At 39.2% G+C, this 21268-nt stretch carries 23 protein-coding genes and 1 tRNA gene; 9 read left to right on the forward strand and 15 right to left on the reverse strand.

The window, feature by feature from the left end; translation table 11 throughout:
* Position 1: 1 nt before the first annotated feature.
* The 4 genes from T391_RS0104960 to rpsU form a co-directional block, all read right to left on the reverse strand.
* Positions 2 to 1240, reverse strand: a complete 1239-nt coding sequence (locus tag T391_RS0104960) for a beta-ketoacyl-ACP synthase II (RefSeq protein WP_034583942.1) — start codon at positions 1238 to 1240, stop codon at positions 2 to 4.
* A gap of 48 nt (positions 1241 to 1288) precedes the next feature.
* A complete protein-coding gene (gene acpP / locus T391_RS0104965) occupies positions 1289 to 1519 on the reverse strand; it encodes an acyl carrier protein (RefSeq protein ID WP_027327401.1) in 231 nt (76 codons plus the stop codon).
* A gap of 98 nt (positions 1520 to 1617) precedes the next feature.
* On the reverse strand, positions 1618 to 2361 hold the full coding sequence (fabG, locus tag T391_RS0104970; RefSeq protein ID WP_027327402.1) for a 3-oxoacyl-ACP reductase FabG: 744 nt from the start codon (positions 2359 to 2361) through the stop codon (positions 1618 to 1620).
* A gap of 160 nt (positions 2362 to 2521) precedes the next feature.
* Entirely contained in the window at positions 2522 to 2734 is a 213-nt protein-coding gene (gene rpsU / locus T391_RS0104975; protein WP_027327403.1) for a 30S ribosomal protein S21, read from the reverse strand.
* Between the two features lie 198 nt (positions 2735 to 2932).
* Between rpsU and T391_RS0104980 the strand changes: the two genes are divergently transcribed.
* Both T391_RS0104980 and T391_RS08065 read left to right on the forward strand, forming a co-directional pair.
* A tRNA-Arg gene (locus tag T391_RS0104980) sits at positions 2933 to 3009 on the forward strand.
* 138 nt (positions 3010 to 3147) lie between these two features.
* Entirely contained in the window at positions 3148 to 3744 is a 597-nt protein-coding gene (locus T391_RS08065; protein ID WP_051420616.1) for a phosphatase PAP2 family protein, read from the forward strand.
* A 24-nt stretch (positions 3745 to 3768) separates the two neighbouring features.
* Here the strand turns inward: T391_RS08065 and dcd are convergent, their stop codons facing one another.
* Positions 3769 to 4329, reverse strand: a complete 561-nt coding sequence (dcd, locus tag T391_RS0104990) for a dCTP deaminase (protein WP_027327404.1) — start codon at positions 4327 to 4329, stop codon at positions 3769 to 3771.
* A 142-nt stretch (positions 4330 to 4471) separates the two neighbouring features.
* Between dcd and accB the strand changes: the two genes are divergently transcribed.
* Genes accB through T391_RS08070 form a run of 5 tightly spaced genes read left to right on the forward strand, consistent with a single transcriptional unit; the run spans position 4472 to position 8374 of the window.
* Positions 4472 to 4939: an acetyl-CoA carboxylase biotin carboxyl carrier protein gene (gene accB / locus T391_RS0104995; protein WP_027327405.1), complete on the forward strand. Its 468-nt coding sequence runs from the start codon at positions 4472 to 4474 to the stop codon at positions 4937 to 4939.
* A 4-nt stretch (positions 4940 to 4943) separates the two neighbouring features.
* A complete protein-coding gene (locus T391_RS0105000; RefSeq protein ID WP_027327406.1) occupies positions 4944 to 6296 on the forward strand; it encodes an acetyl-CoA carboxylase biotin carboxylase subunit in 1353 nt (450 codons plus the stop codon).
* Positions 6293 to 6853, forward strand: coding sequence for a coiled-coil domain-containing protein (locus tag T391_RS0105005; RefSeq protein ID WP_027327407.1), 561 nt, complete (start codon positions 6293 to 6295; stop codon positions 6851 to 6853). Before T391_RS0105000 ends, T391_RS0105005 begins: the two co-directional genes overlap by 4 nt.
* A complete protein-coding gene (pseC, locus tag T391_RS0105010; RefSeq protein ID WP_027327408.1) occupies positions 6850 to 7950 on the forward strand; it encodes a UDP-4-amino-4,6-dideoxy-N-acetyl-beta-L-altrosamine transaminase in 1101 nt (366 codons plus the stop codon). The genes T391_RS0105005 and pseC overlap by 4 nt, the downstream gene beginning before the upstream one ends.
* Positions 7951 to 7987: 37 nt before the next feature.
* Positions 7988 to 8374, forward strand: coding sequence for an HP1233 family protein (locus T391_RS08070; RefSeq protein WP_051420617.1), 387 nt, complete (start codon positions 7988 to 7990; stop codon positions 8372 to 8374).
* On the opposite strand, the gene T391_RS0105020 is transcribed toward T391_RS08070, so the two are convergent.
* From T391_RS0105020 to T391_RS0105040, 5 genes are all read right to left on the reverse strand, one after another.
* Positions 8369 to 8947: a manganese efflux pump MntP gene (locus tag T391_RS0105020; RefSeq protein ID WP_027327409.1), complete on the reverse strand. Its 579-nt coding sequence runs from the start codon at positions 8945 to 8947 to the stop codon at positions 8369 to 8371. The two genes, T391_RS08070 and T391_RS0105020, sit on opposite strands and share 6 nt — an antisense overlap.
* Entirely contained in the window at positions 8934 to 9518 is a 585-nt protein-coding gene (locus T391_RS0105025; RefSeq protein ID WP_027327410.1) for an anthranilate synthase component II, read from the reverse strand. The genes T391_RS0105020 and T391_RS0105025 overlap by 14 nt, the downstream gene beginning before the upstream one ends.
* Entirely contained in the window at positions 9515 to 10843 is a 1329-nt protein-coding gene (locus T391_RS0105030; RefSeq protein ID WP_027327411.1) for a 3-deoxy-7-phosphoheptulonate synthase, read from the reverse strand. Before T391_RS0105030 ends, T391_RS0105025 begins: the two co-directional genes overlap by 4 nt.
* Positions 10836 to 11282, reverse strand: coding sequence for an acyl-CoA thioesterase (locus tag T391_RS0105035; protein ID WP_027327412.1), 447 nt, complete (start codon positions 11280 to 11282; stop codon positions 10836 to 10838). Before T391_RS0105035 ends, T391_RS0105030 begins: the two co-directional genes overlap by 8 nt.
* A 63-nt stretch (positions 11283 to 11345) precedes the next feature.
* Positions 11346 to 14816 (reverse strand): MFS transporter, encoded by a 3471-nt coding sequence (locus T391_RS0105040; protein ID WP_034583946.1) that lies wholly within the window; start codon positions 14814 to 14816, stop codon positions 11346 to 11348.
* 123 nt (positions 14817 to 14939) lie between these two features.
* Here T391_RS0105040 and T391_RS0105045 point away from each other — a divergent pair, with 123 nt between their 5' ends.
* Positions 14940 to 15413 carry a DUF2147 domain-containing protein gene (locus T391_RS0105045; RefSeq protein ID WP_051420618.1) on the forward strand — a complete coding sequence of 158 codons (474 nt, stop codon included), beginning with the start codon at positions 14940 to 14942 and terminating at the stop codon, positions 15411 to 15413.
* A gap of 35 nt (positions 15414 to 15448) precedes the next feature.
* On the opposite strand, the gene T391_RS0105050 is transcribed toward T391_RS0105045, so the two are convergent.
* Complete coding sequence (locus T391_RS0105050; protein WP_027327415.1) at positions 15449 to 15946, reverse strand: peptidylprolyl isomerase; 498 nt, start codon at positions 15944 to 15946, stop codon at positions 15449 to 15451.
* A gap of 73 nt (positions 15947 to 16019) precedes the next feature.
* Here T391_RS0105050 and T391_RS08420 point away from each other — a divergent pair, with 73 nt between their 5' ends.
* Positions 16020 to 17018 carry a hypothetical protein gene (locus T391_RS08420; RefSeq protein WP_051420619.1) on the forward strand — a complete coding sequence of 333 codons (999 nt, stop codon included), beginning with the start codon at positions 16020 to 16022 and terminating at the stop codon, positions 17016 to 17018.
* On the opposite strand, the gene T391_RS0105060 is transcribed toward T391_RS08420, so the two are convergent.
* Genes T391_RS0105060 through T391_RS08080 form a run of 4 tightly spaced genes read right to left on the reverse strand, consistent with a single transcriptional unit; the run spans position 17002 to position 21264 of the window.
* The gene (locus T391_RS0105060; RefSeq protein WP_027327416.1) at positions 17002 to 17721 is read right to left on the reverse strand and encodes a TerC family protein; all 720 of its coding nucleotides are present in this window, start codon (positions 17719 to 17721) and stop codon (positions 17002 to 17004) included. The genes T391_RS08420 and T391_RS0105060 overlap by 17 nt on opposite strands.
* Positions 17722 to 17766: 45 nt before the next feature.
* The gene (gene corA / locus T391_RS0105065; RefSeq protein ID WP_027327417.1) at positions 17767 to 18714 is read right to left on the reverse strand and encodes a magnesium/cobalt transporter CorA; all 948 of its coding nucleotides are present in this window, start codon (positions 18712 to 18714) and stop codon (positions 17767 to 17769) included.
* Positions 18715 to 18717: 3 nt separating this feature from the next.
* Positions 18718 to 19932: a phosphoglycerate kinase gene (locus T391_RS0105070; protein ID WP_027327418.1), complete on the reverse strand. Its 1215-nt coding sequence runs from the start codon at positions 19930 to 19932 to the stop codon at positions 18718 to 18720.
* 30 nt (positions 19933 to 19962) lie between these two features.
* A complete protein-coding gene (locus T391_RS08080; protein WP_051420620.1) occupies positions 19963 to 21264 on the reverse strand; it encodes a glucose-6-phosphate isomerase in 1302 nt (433 codons plus the stop codon).
* Positions 21265 to 21268 lie beyond the last annotated feature (4 nt).

Consider the following 21268-nt stretch of genomic DNA (forward strand, 5'->3'; position numbering starts at 1 on the left):
ATTAGATCTTTTTGAAAATTACTACCCCATTGGTGCCACCAAAGCCAAATGAATTGCTCATAACAGCCTGTGGATTGATTTCTCTAGCTTGGTTGGGGATATAGTCAAGATCACACCCTTCATCTGGAGTTTCTTGATTGATAGTGGGTGGCACGATTCCCTCTTCCATAGCCATGATTGAAATCACAGCTTCAATCGCTCCAGCAGCGCCCAAACAGTGACCAATCTGTCCCTTTGTTGAGCTCACCATTGGCACATTATCCTTGCCTCCAAATACATTTTTGAGTGCAAGGGTTTCATAGAAATCATTGTAGTATGTACTTGTTCCATGGGCGTTGATATAGTCAATTTTGATATTGGCCATTTTAAGTGCGGCTTTCATCGCACGATAGGCTCCCTCGCCGTTTGGAGCTGGAGTGGTGATGTGGTTGGCATCTCCACTTTCACCAAATCCAACGATTTCAGCATAAATTTTGGCCCCCCTTTTTTTTGCACTCTCATAATCTTCTAAGACCAATGCACCAGCCCCTTCACCCATAACAAATCCACTACGATCTTTATCGAAAGGGCGACTTGCTTTTTGTGGTTCATCATTACGATCGCACAACGCCTTCATCGCAGCAAACCCACCAATCCCAACTGGACAGATTGAAGATTCTGATCCAATCACAAGCATATGATTTGCTCCTCCAAGCATGATTGTTTTGGTGGCTTCAGCGATTGCATGAGTGCCAGCAGCACAAGCTGTTACGCTTGAGAGATTGGGACCCTTGATCCCAAATTCGATCGATGTGAAGCCCCCAAGCATATTGACAAGAGCTGAGGGGATAAAAAATGGTGTAATTCTCCTAGGACCTTTTTCGTGGCAAGTGATTGAGTTAGTCTCGATATTGGCAAGCCCTCCAATTCCAGAAGCAGAACTTACGCCAAACATTTCTGAGATTTCATCTTGACATTTACCACTCTGATCGATCAATCCACTATCAAGCATCGCTTCTTTGGATGCTTTGAGAGCGATTTGGATAAAACGCGCTGCCTTTTTGACTTCTTTGGGTTCCATGACCTCCTCTGGATTAAAGCCTTCAATCTCTCCAGCAATCTGAACTGGGAAATGATCAGCATCAAATGAAGAAATTCTTCTAATCCCACAGTTTCCTTCAATAATGGATTTAAAAGAACTTTTTTTATCTAATCCCAAAGAATTAATCATACCAAGACCAGTCACAACGACACGACGCATTTTTTCTCCTTCAATTTTGATATCCCTCACTCTAAAGTGAGGGAAGAATTATTTTTTCTCTTCAATATAGGCAACAACATCACCGACTGTTGCCATCTTTTCTGCTACCTCATCAGGAATCTCAATCCCCAACTTTTCTTCCAATGCCATTACAAGCTCAACAACATCCAAAGAATCAGCATTCAAATCATCTACAAATTTAGACTCAAGTTTGACCTCATCGGCACTTACACCAAGTTGCTCTACTACGATTGCTTTAACATCATCAAAAGTTGCCATTTATATCTCCTTACTTATGGTTAAGTTTTTCAATCTCAAGTGAGAATCAAAGCCGCGATTCTAACAAAAATATTTTAAGAATAATGCGTGACTTCAACCTACATATAAAGTCCGCCATTGACTTTAAGTGTTTCTCCGGTGATATAAGAAGCACTATCACTTAGCAAAAAGGCCACTGCCTCAGCGATCTCTTTGGCTTCACCCAATCGCCCAAGTGGAATATTTTGGAGGTAATAATCCTTGATTTCAGGCTTTAGATGCTCTGTCATTTCTGTTTGGATGAAACCAGGGGTGATTGAGTTGAAGCGTACATTACGCGCCGCTCCCTCATAAGCAAATGATTTGGTCATTGCAATCATTCCTCCTTTGCTTGCAGCATAATTAGTCTGACCAGCATTTCCTCGCTCACCGATAATGGAGGCAATATTGACAATAGAACCTTTTCTTTGCTTGCTCATGACCTTTAGGGCCTCTCTGCACCCAATAAAACAAGAGGTGAGATTGGCATCAATCACACTTGTGAAATCTTCTGTTTTCATTCTAAGGGCAAGCTTGTCATTTGTGATTCCAGCATTATTGACAAGATAAGCAAGCTCTCCATCGCTATCTACAATCGCTGAGATTGCATCACTAAAAGCTTGATCATTTGAGGCATCAAAGCAAATTGTAGCAGCTTGCCCCCCAAATGCTTGAATCTCTGCTTGAAGCGCATCAGCAAGTTCGGGTTTGGAGCGATAATTGATCCACACTTTGAGTTTGTAGCCTGCCAAAACTTTAGCTATTTCTGCTCCAATTCCTCGGCTTGAGCCTGTGATGAGTACATTTTTTCCACTAAATTTCATGAAACATTCCTTGTAGAAGATGATTAAAGGTAGGATTGTAACAAGTAAAACCAGAGAAGTGATTGGCTTTGCTAAGAATAGATGATAAATTTATGTAGGTGATCAATTCAATCAAATAAAAGTCATAATCCTGAAAACTCTAAGAGTTTTCAGAGATTTTTTAGAGTCGAGACTCATAGCGTCGCAACATATAGAGACGCTTAAGCATTTTTTTCTTCGCGTTGATCTTTTGTTTTTTGCGCTTTTCTGTATTGGATTCAAAAAATCTTCTTGCTCTGCACTCAGTGACAACTAAGTTGCGGTCAGTTTGTTTTTTGAATTTTCTGTAGCCCTCATCAAAAGATTCGCTCTCGCGCATTTTAATGCCTGGCATAAAATCACCACCAATCATAATGAAATCTTCTCTTATCGTCTTTCTTGATTTGATCTGACCTTATGAGATAAACTCAAATTTGCTCAGATTTAATAAAAGTAAGAACAATAATAGAGAGGTGAGATTTTACATGGATTTTTGATTGTTTTGGCTTGAAAATTTCGTTTAGCTGCTATAATTCCGATTTTTAATCCATAAGTGTCCATAGCTCAGCTGAATAGAGCAACAGGTTGCGGTCCTGTAGGCCGGGGGTTTGAATCCCTCTGGGCACACCATTTATGCTTCTACTCTATTTTTTCCATTATTATCTTGCGTTGTTTGTCTTGTGTTTTTCAATGATGTTTTTGTGTGTTTTTGTAGTTTGTGCATTTTGATAGAATCCAAACTTTTGAATTTACTCAAAGGATAAACAAATGATGAGGAGATTTCAGATCTTTTGTTTGATTGCTGTACTTGCATCTGGACTTCAGGCTTCAAACAAGAGTGTTCAAGTAGTAGAGGGGATAGGCGATATGTTGCAATTTTTGCCAGCAATTGCTGCTATTTATGCCCTTCATATTAAGGATTATGAAGGGCTTAAAGAGCTTGCTATCGGGGTGGGATCCACGCTTGGAACTGTGATTATCTCCAAACAGGCATTGCATGCAATTAGTAAAAAAGATCCAAATCTTGTGAGATTTGCAGAACGCCCCAATCATTCCAATTTTGAAGGATTTCCATCTGGACATACTGCTTCTGCTTTTAGTGCCGTGGGATTTCTCCAGAAGCGCTATGGTTGGAAATTTGGACTTCCTACAGCGATTTTGGCCACTTTTGTGGGATATTCTAGAATCTATGCTAGAAAGCACACTCCATTTCAAGTTGTTGCAGGAGCGATGCTTGGATTTGGAGTGAGCTATCTTGTCGCTTCAAAATATATCGATCCCACCAAGCACAATCTATCTATGGATACACAAACAGACATCAGAGGAAGGAGTCAATACTCCATTAGATATTCTCACTTTTTTTGATTCTTAATTCAAGTAAGAGAGAAGCTATTTGAGGATTTTTGGGAGAGTGATGCCTCTTTGTCCTTGATATTTTCCTGCCTTATCCTTGTAGCTTGTCTCACACATTTCATCTCCTTGTAGAAATAAAACTTGAGCGATTCCCTCATTTGCATAGATTTTTGCAGGCAGGGGAGTAGTATTGCTGATCTCAATTGTGATATGTCCTTCAAATTCTGGCTCAAAGGGTGTGACATTGACAATAATCCCACAACGCGCATAGGTGCTTTTACCTAGACAAATGGCCAATACATCTCTTGGCATCTTGAAATATTCAATCGTCGTGGCAAGTGCAAAAGAATTGGGTGGAACGATACAGATTTCACCTTTGTATTCCACGACATTGGCACAATCAAAATTTTTAGGATCAACAACTGTGCTATTGACATTTGTAAAAATCTTAAACTCATCACTGACACGAATATCATACCCATAGCTACTAAGACCATAGCTCACCACGCCTCTTCCAATTTGTTTTTCACAAAATGGCGAAATCATTGCATGCTCTAAACTCATTTTGCGAATCCATTGATCTGATTTGAGTCCCATTGTTTTGTCCTTATAAAAAAGAAAGATTTTGTTTTATGTTATGATAGCAAACTTGCAATATCAAGCAAATCATGACTAGATGATTCCCTATTTTTGGTGTGTCTAGCTTTTGATTCTTAACTCAATCAGCGAGGATAAAACCATGAATTTTAAAGAAATAGAAAAACTAATTGAGCTCTTTGCGCAAAAAGAAATATCAAAGATTTCTCTCAAGGATGGAGAGTTTGAATTGTGCCTTGAGAAAGCCTCTTTGCAACCATCACTTCCTCAGATTCCTCTTCAGCAGGTTACTACACGCCCAATGGATCAGATCACTACTCCATCTATAGAAGTCACTCAAGAGACTCCAAGTGCTACAAGTGGTGAAAGTGGGTTGTTTATCGAATCCCCAATGGTTGGGACATTTTATCGTTGTCCATCTCCCAATGCTGCTCCTTATGTCAATGTGGGAGATAAGATCAAAAAAGGACAAGTGATTGGAATTGTTGAAGCGATGAAAATCATGAATGAAATTGAAGCAGAATTTGATTGTAAGATTGTTGAGATCGTTGCTAGTGATGCACAGCCCGTGGAGTTTGGCTCAAAGCTGATTAAAGTGGAGAAATTATAAATCCATGGAGACAAAAAAATTACAACGCATTTTGATTGCAAATCGTGGCGAGATTGCTTTGCGAGCGATACGAACGATCCAAGAAATGGGGAAAGAAGCGATTGCGGTTTACTCAAAGGCAGATAAGGATGCTCATTATTTGGATGTTGCAGATGCCAAGATTTGTATAGGGAAAGAGAAATCAAGTGAGAGCTATCTCAATATCCCTGCCATCATTAGTGCTGCTGAGCTGTTTGGTGCGGATGCGATTTTCCCTGGCTATGGATTTTTGAGCGAAAATCAACATTTCGTTGAGATTTGCAAACATCATGACATTGAATTTATTGGTCCAAGTTCTGAAGTCATGGTTTTGATGAGTGATAAATCCAAGGCCAAAGATGTGATGAAACAGGCTGGAGTTCCTGTGATTATGGGGAGTGATGGTGCACTCAAGGATTTGGATGAAGCAAGAGAAGTGGCCAAAGAGATCGGGTATCCCGTGATTATCAAGGCAGCTGCTGGAGGAGGGGGAAGAGGGATGAGAGTGGTTATGTCAGAAGAGCAGCTAGTTAATTCTTATCTTGCTGCTGAGAGTGAGGCTTTGAGTGCTTTTGGTGATGGAACTATCTATATGGAAAAATTCATCAATAAGCCCAAGCATATTGAGGTTCAGATCTTGGCAGATAAGCATGGTAATGTGGTGCATATTGGTGAGCGAGATTGCTCTGCGCAGAGAAGGCAGCAAAAATTGATTGAGGAATCTCCAGCTGTTGTGCTTTCTGAAGAAGTGCGTGAGAGATTGTTGCAGACAGCTATCAAGGCAGCTAAATACATTGGTTATGTTGGTGCTGGGACTTTTGAATTTTTGCTTGATTCCAATAATAAAGACTTTTACTTTATGGAAATGAATACGCGTTTGCAAGTTGAGCATACTGTCAGTGAAATGGTGAGTGGATTGGATTTGGTTGAATGGATGATACGCATTGCCGAAGGAGAGAGATTGCCCAATCAAGAGGAGATTTCTTTCAATGGTCATTCAATCGAATGTCGAATCACTGCTGAGGATCCCAAAACTTTCTTTCCATGTCCAGGTAAGATCACACAGTGGATTGCTCCTGGTGGATCACATGTCAGATTAGATAGTCATGCTTATTGCAACTATGTGGTTCCTATGCATTATGATTCTATGATTGGGAAGCTCATTGTATGGGGGAAAACAAGGGATGAGGCGATTGTGCGTATGAGAAGAGCGCTTAAAGAATTTAAGATTGAAGGGATTAAGACAACGGTTCTTTTTCATATCGCTATGATGGAGAATCAAGATTTCAAACGATCACTTATCTATACAAAATATCTTGAAGAGGCATTTAAGGGATGAAAATCCAATCCCAGCCTCCATACCATCTTCCAAATATCACTTCAAATATAGACAAAACAAACCAGAAGCAAGAAAAATCTGATCAGCTGAATCGCTTTCATAATTCAGCATTTGTTGAGCTTAAAAAACTCAATCAGCAGATCGCTCAACTTCAGGCATTTAATGTCTCATTTTCTAAGATTCAAAAAGAACTTGATGAACTAAAAAATCTCAATATGCAAGTCAAACAATCAGATGCTAGGGTGGATTTGGTGCAGCAACGCCTTCAAAATCTTCAAAGTAGATTGGATCCCTTGTTGCGCGATGCAAGAAAGCAAGATGGACTTTCATCTCTGCCCTCAGTGATCCCTCTTGATCTCAAAAAAGCCTCCAATCAGATCAAGGATCTCAAGCTAAAGATTGATGATGCGCTTAATAAAGCTTCAGACAAAATTGAGCATTTTTTTGAATCTATGGGAGAATTTGCACTGGATGTAGAAAAATTAAAAGATCCGCGTTTGAAGGTAGCCCATAATCAAAAGTGGCTAAATTCATCTTTGCATAATCTCATCGCATGAATCCCTATAGTCGACAATCTCTCAATGAGGCTGATATCCAAGCAGTTTTGGATGTGTTGAAATCTGATTTGTTGACTCAAGGAGAGCAAACAGAATTATTTGAGCAAGAGCTAGCAAGTTATTTGGGTGCGAAATTTGTGCTTGTTTTTAACTCAGCTACATCAGCACTTTTTAGTGCATATCGGGCACTAAATTTAGGAGGTACTGAGGTGATCACTTCACCTTTGAGCTTTGTAGCCACTGCCAATATGCTCCTTGAGAATCAGGCAATTCCTGTGTTTTGTGATATTAAAATTGATGGAAATATTGATGAAAACAAGATTGAATCATTGATTACACCCAAGACGCGTGCGATCGTAAGTGTTGATTATGCAGGAAAGAGTGTTGAGATCGATCAGATTTATAAACTTGCACAAGCTTATGATCTTGCTTTGATCTCGGATAGTTCACATAGTTTTGGAGGTCAATATCAAGGCAGAAAGATTGGAACTCTAGCAGATGTGACAATTTTTAGTTTTCATGCCCTTAAGCCAATGACAACAGGTGAGGGTGGGGCATTGGTTACAGATAGTGAAGAGATTTATCAAAAAGCCAAACTGATTCGCTCTCATGGTGTGGTCAAAAAAACTTTATGGAATAGCGATGTAGCTCATAGTGGCTTTAATTTTAGATTGAGTGAATTTGCCTCTGCCCTTGGAAGATCTCAACTTAAGCGTGTAGATGACTTTATTGCTCAGCGTGAAAAGATTGCTAGATTTTATGATGAAGTATTTTTTGAGAATCCTTACTTTGATTTTTTGCCTATTCCTGTGCATATTAAAAGCTCTAGACATCTCTATCCGATTTTTTTGAAGCAGAAATATTGGTGTGCCAAAGAAAGTATTTTTGCATCCTTATTGGAGCGTGGTTTGGGTGTTCAAGTCCATTATAAGCCTATTCATCTTTTATCTCTGTATCGCTCTTATGTTGCATCACCGCTCTATTGTGCAGAACGCTTTTATCATGCAGAGCTCTCTATTCCTTGCCATCAGTTGATGAGTTTGGAAGATGCTAGAAAGAGTGCAGAGAACATCTTAAATCTATTTAATACACTTTAGGAATTCTTTTTGCTTTTTCTCCAAAAAAGGAGAAAAAATGCAGATTCAAACTTCATATCAACCTTTTTCATATAGTAATCAAGCCCTTCAATCACAATATCTTAAAGATGCTGATATTAGTGACAAGGTAAAGATTCAAGAAGATAAGCAATACAATCAATCCCTGCCTGCTCTGGGAGAAGTTGCGCGGCAAACTTATGGATTATCAGTTTTGGAAAATATGAGTGATGATGAATATCGTGCATTTTTGAGGGCAACTGCTGAGATGACAGAGAGTGAAAAGATTTTTGCAGCTCAATCTCTTTATCGTCTTAATGAGGTGTATGAATCTCGCTTTGAAAAAAATAAAAATCCCTATCAAGCGAACAATCAAGATTTTTTGAAAGCATTTTCTAATGCTCTCCAAGACATAAAGCTCTCATAATATAGAATCTGAGTCCAAAAGATGTTGAATGAGGATTTTTATCCCCAATAGGATCAATAAACTTCCCCCAAAGATTCCAAGGATTTTCTCAGGTAGGGAATTTAGAATTTTGGAGAGATAATAACCAGCCATAACAAGTGCAAAGGTAATGATTCCAATCATCGCTGTACTGTGGAGAATTGGAAGGTTTTGAGCATAGATCATAATCCCCCCAGCAAGAGCATCAATACTTGTCGCGATGCCAAGAAGCAGTAGTGCACCCAAAGACAAAGAAAAATCTTCTTTCTCTTGATTGAGAGAATCTTTGATGATTTTTCCTCCAAGTAAAGTAAAAATCACAAACACAATCCAGTGATCTATATTTTGAGCATATTGTCCAAAGGCAAAACTTGTGCTCTTAAAGAGAAAATATCCTACTAGAGGCATCAAGAATTGAAAAAATCCCATGACAAAGGAGAGTTTCAGTCCTTGATTGATTTTTATTTCTTTGCTAACCAATCCGTAAGAAAATGCAACCAAAAAGGCATCCAAAGCCAAAATACAAGATAAAACAAAAATTTCAAACCATTGCATAAGAGAGCCTTGAATCAAGATGAATTTGAAGAAAATTTTGTAAGAGTTTGCTTCCACCTTGAGAGAGGATGGATTCTGGATGAAACTGCACCCCATAGAGAGGGAAGATTTTGTGTCTCAGTGCCATGATCACTTCATCCTCACTCCAAGCAATCGCTTCTAGCTCATTTGGTAAATTTTGCACAACTAATGAGTGATAGCGCATCACTTCTAGATTCTGAGACAAGCCTTCAAAGAGAGGGTTTGATTTGAAGGTAATTTGTGAAGTTTTGCCATGGATGGGTTGTCTGCCTTGGATGACTTCTCCACCGAAGGCATGCGCGATGCATTGGTGCCCTAGGCAAACTCCCAAAATTGGTTTTTTGATATAGAAGTTCAAAATCACTTCTTGATTGATAGGGGTATCCCTAGGGTGTCTTGGACCTGGGGAAATGATGATATGAGTTGCTTGCTCTAAGATATCCCATACAAGATCTTGAGGGAAAAAGACGCAGATTTCTTGAGACAGTTCTTCTAAGAGATAAATTAGATTGTAGGTAAATGAATCGTGATTGTCAATTAGAGCGATCATGGATTGTTTTGAAAAACCTCTGATAGCCAAAATGCGAGTTCTAGAGATTGAGTTGCATTAAGTCTTGGATCGCATTGAGTGATGTAGTTTTGATAGAGCGCTTCTTGCGTTACGCTCCCACCAATACACTCTGTGACATTTTCACCTGTCATTTCAAGATGAATTCCTCCAGCATAGATTCCAAGATCTAAAGAGAGGGCAAAGAAATGCCTAAGCTCCTCTAGGATACTTTCAAATTGGCGTGTTTTCAGGCCTTGAGATGTCGTTGTATTGCCATGCATTGGATCACTGAGCCAAATCACCTCTTTGCCATATTGCTTTATTTTTTCAACGATAGTGGGAAAATATGTTTGAATATTGTCTTTTCCCATACGCACGATGAGTGCAACTTCTCCTTGGAGATTTTGAGGATTGAGAATATCAAGGAGTTTGAGTAAATCATCAGGAGATGTGCGTGAGCTTATTTTGAGACCTTTTGGGTTTTGAATCCCACGGATAAATTCAATATGTGCAGGAGAACTCAATGTGCGCTCTCCAATCCAGAGAAAGTGGGATGAGCAGTCATAAATCTCTCCACTTAAACTATCTTTGCGACAGAGTGCCTCTTCATAATTGAGAAGTAGAGCCTCATGACTGATAAAAAACTCACAAAAATTACCCATAGATTGGAGATTGATCCCACAACTTTGTGCAAATGCAAAAGCTCTAGAAATGTGATTTGCTAGCTGTTTATAGCGTTTGCTGAGGGGATGGGTATTGGCAAACTCTAGATTATATTGAGGAAAGAGATGAAAATCTGCCATCCCTCCCTTGGAGAAAGCTCGCAAAAGATTGAGTGTCGCAACTGATTGATGATAGGCTTGAATCATTCTTTGTGGATCATGTTCGCGACTTTTGCTATCAAACTCACTTGCATTGATCATATCTCCTCGAAAACTTGGAAGAGATTGTCCATCTCTCTCTTCAAATTCTTGACTTCTTGGTTTGGCAAATTGACCAGCAATTCTTCCAATCTTGATGATTTCTTTGCCACTTGCAAAGCCTAATATGATGCTCATTTGCAATATAAGTTTGTAAAAATCTCGAATAGAGCTAGCACTAAAGCGTGCAAAACTTTCTGCACAATCTCCACCCTGCAAGACAAAAGCCTTTCTTTGAGCAACTTGCTTTAATTTGTCTTTGAGGAGATCGACCTCTTTTGCAAATACAAGGGGTGGATATGAGGCGAGTGTTTCTTCTGTGTTGTATAGATATTGAGTATTTTTATAATTTGGAGACTGTTTGATGGGGTATCGTCTCCAGCTTGCTGGAGACCAATTAGACAAATCGTCTTTCTCTTCTTTCTTTGGCTTCTTGATATCTGCGTTTTGCTTCTTCTGTTTGAGGTGTGAGAGGAGGGATTGAAGCTTTTTTGCCTTCAGCATCAAGTGCAACCATTGTGAAATAAGAGCTATTACAATGAGTGATCTCCTGCGTTTTGATATTTTCAAACTCCACACGGATTCCAACCTCACAGCTTGATGTGCCTGTGTAATTGACAGAAGCATAAAAATGCATCAAAGATCCAATAGGAATTGATTTTTTGAAATGAACTTGATCGACAGCGAGAGTTACGACGCCTACTCCACAATATCGTGTCGCACAAGCATAAGCAACTTGATCTAAAATCTTAAGTAGTTCTCCTCCATGCACAACACCACTAAAATTGGCCATACTGGGTGAGGCAAGGATAGACATTTGCAAGCTTTGTCTATTGTCTTTCATTTTTTGTCCTTGACTTTTTTTGTGATTATAACAATATAATCCCTTCAATCTTTTTATCATCTTTTAGGTGTTAGATGATGTATTTTGAAGGAGGGATTTTGCCAAATCTTTAGCTCCTTTGAGATCAAGTTTGCCTGATCCAAGTAGGGGGATAGAATCCACTTTGAAATAATGTCTAGGTTTGGAGATTGCTGGAAGCGAGGAGTGTTTGATGAGCTGAATCACATGGAGATACTCTTCATCTTTGGGAGTTTGAATTAAGAGGGCGATGATTTCTCCTTTTTTACCATCTTCTAGAGCGACTGCGACGCATTTACACTCATGGATAAGATTAGCTTTTGTGATCATTTGAGTGATTTCTTCTTCGATTCCGCCAAGACTTACCATCTCTCCACCAATTTTGGCAAATCTTGAATAGCGATCGATGATATAGAGGAATCCATCCTCATCTAAATAGCCTTTATCACCTGTTTTATACCATCGCATATGATTGAACTCTACGATCACCTCATGAGTTTTTTGAGGATCATTGAGATATCCGACCATGACTTGATGCCCACCTACAAGCACAAGTCCTTCATGGCGATGAGGAAGTTCTTCCATCGTCGAGGGATCAACAATCTTGAGTGTTGTTCCAGGGAGGGGCATCCCAACGCTTCCAATCTTATTGGCTTGATGGATTTCCTCATTGAGTGCATCAAATTTACAAGGGAGATTGACGCTTACAACAGGAGTCGTTTCTGTTGTTCCATAGCCTTCCAAAATCACACATTGGAATTTATTTTCAAAAGCCATGCGTGTTTCACTTTTGAGTTTTTCTGCTCCAGAGACCACAATCCTTAGGCTTGCAAACATAAGACGATCGACCTTGGGATGTCGAGCATAGATTCCCAAAAATGTTGAAGTTCCACACATAATGCTCACTTGGTGTTTTGCTATGGTTTGAGCGATCCCCAAAGCATCTGTAGGATCAGGATAGGTAATACTTGGAATCCCAGAAAGAAGTGGAAGGAGGGTTGTGGCAGTGAGACCAAAGGCATGAAATGGAGGAAGTGATGAGAGAATAGAGTCGTGATCTTGCACACATAAGACATCTGAGATTTGAGCAATATTGCTCATGATGTTTTGATGATTGAGCATAACACCTTTGGGATTCCCCTCACTTCCGCTGCTAAAGAGAATACATGCAATTGCTTGGGTATTTCTCTCTGGTGAAAATAATTGTTTGAGGATAAAGCTTGGTAGAACAAAGGCCATTGTGAGATAGGAGAGCAGTTTGAGTTTCTGAGATTTAAACTTTTGGACAATTTCTTCCATATAGAGTAACTCAACATCATTGAGCTCAAGATGGATTCCTTTTTCCTTGAGTTTGTCCATAAAGGTTTTGGAAGTCAAGATGCGTTTGATTTTGGCAGATTGAATAGCTAGATTGATTGCCTTGCTTCCTGCTGTAAAGTTGAGATTGATAGCTACCTTGGAAGCAATGAAAATGGAAAGATTGCAAAGTGAGGAAGCAAAAGAGGCTGGGAGCAGGATTCCGATACACTCTTGTGTCGGTGTAAAACCCTCATCGCTTTTATTTTTTGAAGTTTCTCTAAGCATTCTGGAGAGCAAAAGCGATAATCCCAATACTTTGCCAAAGCTAAATTTTCCATTGATTGGATCAATAATGCTTGTTTGAAAGAGATGAGATTTGGCAATCCCAATCCATGTGCGCCCTATAGTGGACATTGCCTGACATTGGCTAGCCCATGCAACAAAAGAGAGATCAAAGATTGCATTTTTGATTTTTTCTTTTGGAGTATGGGAGGGTAGAGCTTTGCCAAAGGCGATGGCGATATTGCGTTTGTTGAGAAATGAATGATTGCGTGCCTTAAAGCTTTCATTGGAGCGTGAAAAACTGCTTCCCCATAATCCGCGAATATAGAAAGGAATAATGAGCGTGTCATCATTGAGGGCGAGTGAAAAATCATGTTTAAATTCATTGAGGTGCCCATGTGTTGAGACTGCACCTTCAGGGAAGAAGCAAACAATTTGTTTTTGAGAGAGTAGGGTATTCATCTTTTGAAGTAATTCGCCATTGGAAGAGTGGGGAATCATACTAAAGTGTTTCAAAAAGAGTTTGACATACCACTTAGACTGTATGGTATGTTCGAGTGCGAAATACACTCTTTGAGGGATTGCCATTTGCACGATGGCCCAATCGATGAAAGACATATGATTTCCAATGAGTAAAACACCTTGATTTTGAGGGATATTGGAAAAATTTTCTACGATGAGGCGATAGCGCTGATTGAATGCAAAGGTAAGAAGGAGGCGTGTCAGAATAAAAGGCTGTTTTTTGAGAAAATAAATCATTCCAGCAATAGAAAGAACACAAGCAATCAAAAATCCAATAGATGCATCAAAATTGCCATAGATCAGCGAGGCAGATAGAAGAAGTGAGATCATCATTCCAAGTGCTTGGAAAAGTTGATAGAGAGCAAGGGACTGACCAAGATTAGAGGATTCTCTTAAGATAGAAGAGAGAAATGGTGTAAAGACAAGCATACATCCCAGTCCCAAAGCAAAAGCTAAAAATAATGAGGTGGTTGGTGAAGGATCAAATGTAAAGAGAGCAAGTGAGAAGGAGATGAAGAAAAATCCAAAGGGAATCACACCAAGTTCAAGATAGTTTTTGGTAAGCAAGAAAGTGAAATATGCTCCACAGATAGCTCCACCTCCAAGAGTTAATGCGATCAAAGATAAATAATGGACATTTTGGGTTTGGACATAATATGGGAAGAGTGTGATGCAGAGTTGAGCGATCCCCCAAAATAGAGCACTAGCCAAGATTGGATTTGCAACAGGAGCGTGAAGCATGAGATTTTTGAAATGCGTTAGATAAGATGAAGAAGATTGAGATATGTTGGGAGTGTGCTGATTGATCTGGGGTAGAGTATGGCTTAGAAAGATCTGCACTATGGCAAGAAAAACAAATAAAATCCCCATCAAATTTGAAGCTTCAAGAATCTCTGAGAGATTATGCGTCTCTAGTGTAAAAAGTTTGAAAACACTCCCAGAGATAAAGAGTCCAGCTAGCATGGCAGCAATTGTGATGGCTTGCGCGATGGCGTTTGCTTGTGCTAGATTGTGTGTTTGAATGAGATCGCGTAGATATCCAAGTTTGCTTGGGAAAAAGAGTGCATTTTGGATGGCCAAAAGAAAAGTGATAAAAAAAGCGGGCCAAAACGCACCCAAGCTATAGCATATGAGAAGCATACTAGAGAGCGTCAAAGAAAACCATGCTGAGAATCTAAGCATTTTGAGTCTATTGTACTGATCGGCAAAGAAACTAGCAGGATAGAAGAGCAAAATGGCAGGTAATAAGATGAGGATGTTTTGAAAGATTCCCAATAAAAAGCGTTGATTACCTTCAAAAATCTGATAAATGCTGCTCAAAATCAAAATTTTATGTCCAAGTTCAATAAATGATCCTATAAAAATCACACCCAAAAAAGTCTTAAATCCTAGAGTTTTTAGTATTTGACGCATTATTTTCCTTGAAATAGACTTAAAAACGCATTCTAACAAAAGCCTCAAGAATCACATAAAGTAGTTTCTAATATGTCAGAATGCCAGATCGCATTTGCGAAAATTTTTACTAGGAGCTAACTAATGTTGAAGAAATTGTGCCTTGTTGCTTTTGCCTTTATTGGATTGTATGCCAAGGGCTTAGAGGGTTATTACCTCACTCATAAAGATGAAAAAGGAAAACAAGTCGTCGTTGAGATTTTTGAACATGGGGGTAAATATCATGCCTATGGGTTTGCAAACACTGATGGAAGCAAAAGTGTGGATCAAAATAATCCTGATGCAAAGCTTAAGGGGAGAAGTATGAATGGAGTTGTTTTTGTTTGGAATCTTGCACCAAAAGGGAATGAGTGGAGTGATGGCAAGATCTATAATGTTGCTAATGGCAAAACTTATGATGCGAGTGTTTGGTTTGATAAGAGTGGGAATCTCGTTGTCAAGGCATCTGTGTGGGGATTTGGGAAAAAGTTTGTTTGGACAAAACTAAGTGAAGAAGAGGCGCAAAAATACTTTGCTACTAAACCTCCTATTGAGCAAGTGATCAAGACAATTCCTTGATTTTCTCAAAAGGGAGTGGATGGGGGGAGGGGGTGTTAAACCCCTTGTGGAGCTTGAGCAGAGATTTGGATATCTTCAATCAAATCTCCTTGCTTTAGGCTATCTAAAACCTCTACACCCTCTATAATCTGTCCAAAAACAGTGTGAGCACCATCAAGATGAGGTTGTGGAGCAAAGCAGATGAAAAATTGACTTCCTCCAGTATCTTTTCCTGCATGAGCCATTGAGAGAGCACCTTTGATATGTTTGTGAGGATTGTTTTGTGTTTCGCATTTGATTGCATATCCTGGCCCACCGCATCCATTCCCTATAGGGCATCCTCCTTGAGCGACAAAGTTTGGAATCACACGGTGAAATTTGAGTCCTTGATAAAATCCATCCTTGGCAAGTGTGGCAAAGTTAATTACAGCCTGTGGAGCATCTTCGCCAAACAATTCAAAAATCATATTGCCCTTAGAGGTTTGGATCATTGCGTATTTTGATGCTTGGATGGCTTCTTGTGTGATTTCATAGATTTTGAGTTCTTTTTCCATTTTTTTCCTTTTTGTGGTAATTTTACAGAATCCTTAATTTTACTTGATTTCAAGCTGCTTGTCGGGGAATAAAATGAGAAAACTTTTGTTATGTGTATGCTTGGGTTTGCTTAGCGCATCAGAGGATAAACTTCAAGAAGCTTATCCCCAAAAACAACTTCCACTCACCAAAGAGCAAAAAATTCTCTTACAAGAATCGCTCAAGCAAGAGCGGAACAATGAAGAAAGCAAAGCCTCTCCTAAAAATAAACCTATGATCAAAGGATCCACGCAACTTCAAAAGACTTCCAAAACAGAGCAACAAAAAAGAGGGGATAAGGCTTCATTTGAGAATCCTTATGAGGGATTTTCTACCAAAGAGCAACAAGAGGAGAATGCAAAGCCAAATTTAAGTTTTGAGAAGAAATGGATCTATGGGACGGCTGTGATTACTACTACTTTTTTGGATGGAAGTATTAAGAGAAGTTATGGAGTTTTATTGCGTGATGGAATGTTTGTCACATCAGCCAATATGGTCTATGATCGCAATGTCTATGCACGGGTGAGCTATGCTATGATGCAAGATGATTCATCTATTCCTTTTATCTGTGTGGCAAGTCTTTCAATCAAGGCATTGGATTTGCAAAAAGGTTTGGCGATATTAGAAACTTCTGCTTTTACTGATATTTATTGCAATCAGCGTAAGAAAAGCTATTACCATGATCGGATTTACTCTCAGTATTGGGTCAATGTCTTTGATGAGGTGCAGCAAAAGCAACAAGCTATTGTTTATGCACCTTACATCACAAAGCTCAATTCTTTTGCAACAGAGCAATACATCTTGCAAGAAAGTCTAGATCAGCTTGCCCAAAAAGAAAACCATGATTTTGAGGGGTATAAGTATGCATACGGCAAGGGGTTTTATACTCATGATGGGAGATTGCTTGGTATCATTGGGGCTAGCAGTGATTCTAAGCCCAAGTTTATCCCCTCAAGAGATATTGCTGATTTTTTATGTGAGTTAAAAGAGAGAAAGATTCTCAAAAACTCTTACTTGCAAGTTTTGTGTCCTTCTTCTAAGAAGAAGGAGTAGTTTTTCTGCGAATGTAGATATTGAGAAGTTCTACCACAAGAGAAAATCCCATCGCAAAATAAACATAAGCTTTGGGGACATGGATATCAAACCCATCTAAAATCAAAACAATTCCCACCATAAACAAGAAAGCCAAAGCAAGAGTTTTGATACTTGGATAAGTATCTACAAAATCCGCAATCCGCTTGCTAGCAAAAAGCATAACACCCACAGCAAACATAATCGCAATAATCATAATTTCTATATTTTGAGCCATTCCTACAGCCGTGATGACAGAATCTAGAGAGAAGACAATATCTAAAATCGCAATTTGGATTAAAACTGTCATAAAGCCTGCTTTAAGTGTGGATGTTTTTTCTTCATGGTGGGTTTGAGTTTGCTCATAAATTTCTATTGCACTTTTATAGATCAAGAAAAGCCCTCCAAGAATCAAGATTAAATCACGCCCAGAGATTTCTATGTTCCATAGAGTAAATAAGGGTTGGGTGAGTTTCATAATCCAAAACAAAGAAACTAAAAGTGCGATCCGTGAAAGCATTGCAAGAGAGAGACCAAAGATCCTTGCTTTGTCTCTTTGGTGTTCTGGAAGCTTATTGACCAAGATGGCTATGAAGATGATGTTGTCAATCCCTAGAACGATTTCTAGGGCTGTGAGTGTGATGAGTGTGACCCATGCCTCAGGCGATGTGATCCATTCAAGCATTGATACTCCTTTTTGTCAAATCAAAAGGGCGTATTCTAACAAAACTTAGTGGAGCCATCCTTTTTTCTTGAAATAGAGGATTGGGACGAGTGTGGAGAGTATCATTAAAAGAATAGAGAGAGGATAGCCAAAGCTCCATTCAAGCTCGGGCATGACTTTAAAATTCATCCCATAAATTGTGCCAATGAGTGTTGGGGGCATCATTGCAACTGTGACAACTGTAAAGAGCTTGATGATTTTGTTTTGTTCGATATTGATTTGATTTGTGAGAAGTCCTTGGATGTTATCTAGTGCATTCATACTGATATTGGCAAATTCGATGAGTGAGTTGATGTCTTTTAGGATAATGATCAGATTTTTTTTGACTTCTGGAGAGGGGCGGATGCTTTTGAGCATCGCAGCAATTGAACGCCTCTTGTCAAAGAGAGAATCGCGCACGGTCATATTTAGCTCTTGAAGCCTTGAGAGCTGATGTAAAACCTCATCATCCATATCATGTGTGAGGATTTTTTTCCTCAAAGCCCTTGTTGATCGAGCAAAATTTTCAAGCATATCCGCATCTTTTTCTACACGGATCTCTAAGATTTTGCTGAAGAGATCAAAGCCATCATTAAACATTTGAGGATTGGCAAGCATGATTCTCTGCACCTCATCAAAAACACGCAGATCAGAATATCTCACGGTAAATAAAATATTGTCATGAAGGATAAAAGTAATACTTTGGTTATCAAAGCGTTTTTCATCACGAAGAGGGATCAGGAAGTAAGTATTGATCGTGATGGATTGAGAATCTTCCCAATACCTCGCACTCTCTTCAATCTCTTCACGCTCCTCTTGTGTGGGAATCTCGATTTTATAAACCTGTGCGATCTCTGAAATCTCTTCATTGCTTGGACGAAAGAGATCAATCCAGAGGATATTGTGCTGTGTTTTTGTGTGAACATCTTGTTTGATAATCGTGGATTGATTTTGCTTCAAAAAGATGTTCATCAAACATTACTCCCTTTGATCCAAAACTTCAAAAGCAGGCAAAACCTTCCCTTCAAGAAGTTCCAAAGACGCTCCACCACCTGTTGAAATAAAGCTCATATTATCTCTTTCACCTGCTCGCTCAACAGCATCAGCAGTATCTCCTCCACCAATGAGGCTAAATGCATAAGTATCAGAAATGCTATGTGCTACATTGAAAGTACCTCTTGAAAATTGAGAGATTTCATAGACACCTAGGGGCCCATTCCAGACGATGGTTTGACTATCTCGAATCACTTGATTGAAAAGCTTAGTGCTTGCTGGACCAATATCTACAGCCATAAAATCCTGTGGGACATCTTGAGCTGGTGTAATTTTGATTTCTTGATGTGTTTTTAAATCATTTGTGCTTACAACATCAACAGGAAGATAGACTTTGACACCTTTTTGTTTGGCTTTTTCTAAAATATGATGAGCCTCATTGATCAGATTTTCTTCGACAAGGGATTTTTGCATATCATATCCTTGTGCTTGAAGAAAGGTATTGCTCATTGCCCCGCCAATGATGATTTTATCTACAAGATCTAAGATGTTATTCAATAGAGCTAGTTTTGAGCTTACCTTACTCCCTCCAACGATCAGCAAGACGGGCTTAAGAGGGTTTGTAAAGGCTTTGGCAAACGAATCGATTTCTTTTTTGAGAAGAAATCCAGCTACTTTTTGAGAAACGAATTGTGCGATCCCATGAGTGCTTGCATGTGCCCTATGACTTGTTCCAAAGGCATCATTGACATAGACATCACATAATTGAGCCAGTTCTTGAGCAAGCAATGGGTCATTTTTCTCTTCCCCAGCATTGAAGCGAATATTTTCTAGCAGGATGATATGCCCGCTTTTGAGTGTAGCTTGGATACTTTTAGCACTATCGATATCATCAGCAAATACGACGGTTTTGCCCAATAAGCGCTCAACACGCTTAAGCACATGCTTGAGTGAAAAATCAGAATCTTTTCCTTTGGGTCTTCCAAGATGGCTCACAAGTATAATGCTTTTTGCCTCACGATCAATGCAGTAATTGATCGTAGGGAGAGCCTCGCGAATCCGCGTATCATCAGAGATGTTAAACTCATGATCCATAGGGACATTGAAATCTACCCGAATTAGAACTCTTTTGTCTTTAATATCAATGTCTCTTACACTTTTTGTTTGTTGCATTCTTTCAATCCCAGCAACTTCCAACATTCCTTGCTCCTTCGTCTCTAAAATTCAAAATTATTGTATCAAATCTTTATTTGGTGGGGATTGGGTTTGGACTTCAAACATATCTCGCAAGCGTTTTTTGCCAAATTCAACCCCTGGTTGATCATAAGTGTTGATATCTAAGATTTTACCCACGCATGAGGTAAGAAGTTCAAAGTAAATAATCAAGATTCCCACACTCTCTTCACATAGATAATCAATATGAATCTGATCTGTGGGGATCCCTTCATCTCGTATTGTTTGCATCGTAGCAATTTGCTGATAGCTAATGAGTTTGGCAAATGATGTGCCATTGACAAAATCTGTAGATTCTAAAAAATCAACTTTGAGATTTGGAATCTTGGGTTCTGAGTAGTTTTTGCGATTGATATTGAGGAAGGTGACAGTTTTATCCATACTGCCTTGGGTGATAAGCTGGAGGAAGGAGTGCTGATCGATACTACCAATGAGTGAGATTGGTGTGAGTCCTACTTTTTTCCCATAAATATCGATTTTTCCAAGGCTCTCAGCCCAAAGCTGTACATACCATGCATTGAAATCTTTAAAAGAGCTTGAGTAAGAAAATAGGACATTATTGGGATAACGATCTCGGCTTTTGGCCAAGAAAATTGCCTTTTTGATGAGATGATCTTCTTGACGATGTAAAAAGCTCATCATAAACTCTTTGGCTCCCTTGAGGATAAGGTTGGTCTCATATCCCAAGATCATTAGAGGCAAGATTCCAACAGAGCTTAGGACAGAAAATCTTCCACCAACATTTTTGTCGATACAAATACAAGAGATCTGATGCTTTGATGCCCATTTGTGTAAAGGAGAATGCTCATCAGTAATCACTGCCAAGTGCTCCTTGTGATCGAGGAGATCGAAGCGTTTGAGGATATATTTCATCAAAGAAGAGGTTTCGATGGTCGTTCCTGATTTGGAAATAATGAGAAAAAGAGAATTAGCACAGGTGACATCTTGGAGGGTTTTGCAAATCTCGATGGGATCTGTGTGTTCTAAGAATTTGAGCTCGATAGGCTTGCGACATGCAAGATGGCAAAGCATCGTATCGATGGCTTTTGTGCCAAGAGAACTTCCTCCAACTCCAATAATGATGAGATATTTGATCTCTTGAAGGAGATCTTGATGGGTGGAGATATAAGTTTGTGCATCTAGGATCGCTTTTTCTTCAAAGGGAAGATTGTAATAACCACTTCTTCCTGCGATCTTTTCTTTGATAATAGCTTCATAAACATAATCAAGGGCATCCTTGGTGGGATGAGGGATTGATCTTGATCCTGTATGCTCTAAGAAACTCTCAAAAGAAACCATGCTG

The organism is Helicobacter pametensis ATCC 51478, assembly GCF_000518225.1.
GTDB classification, from domain to species: Bacteria; Campylobacterota; Campylobacteria; order Campylobacterales; family Helicobacteraceae; genus Helicobacter_G; species Helicobacter_G pametensis.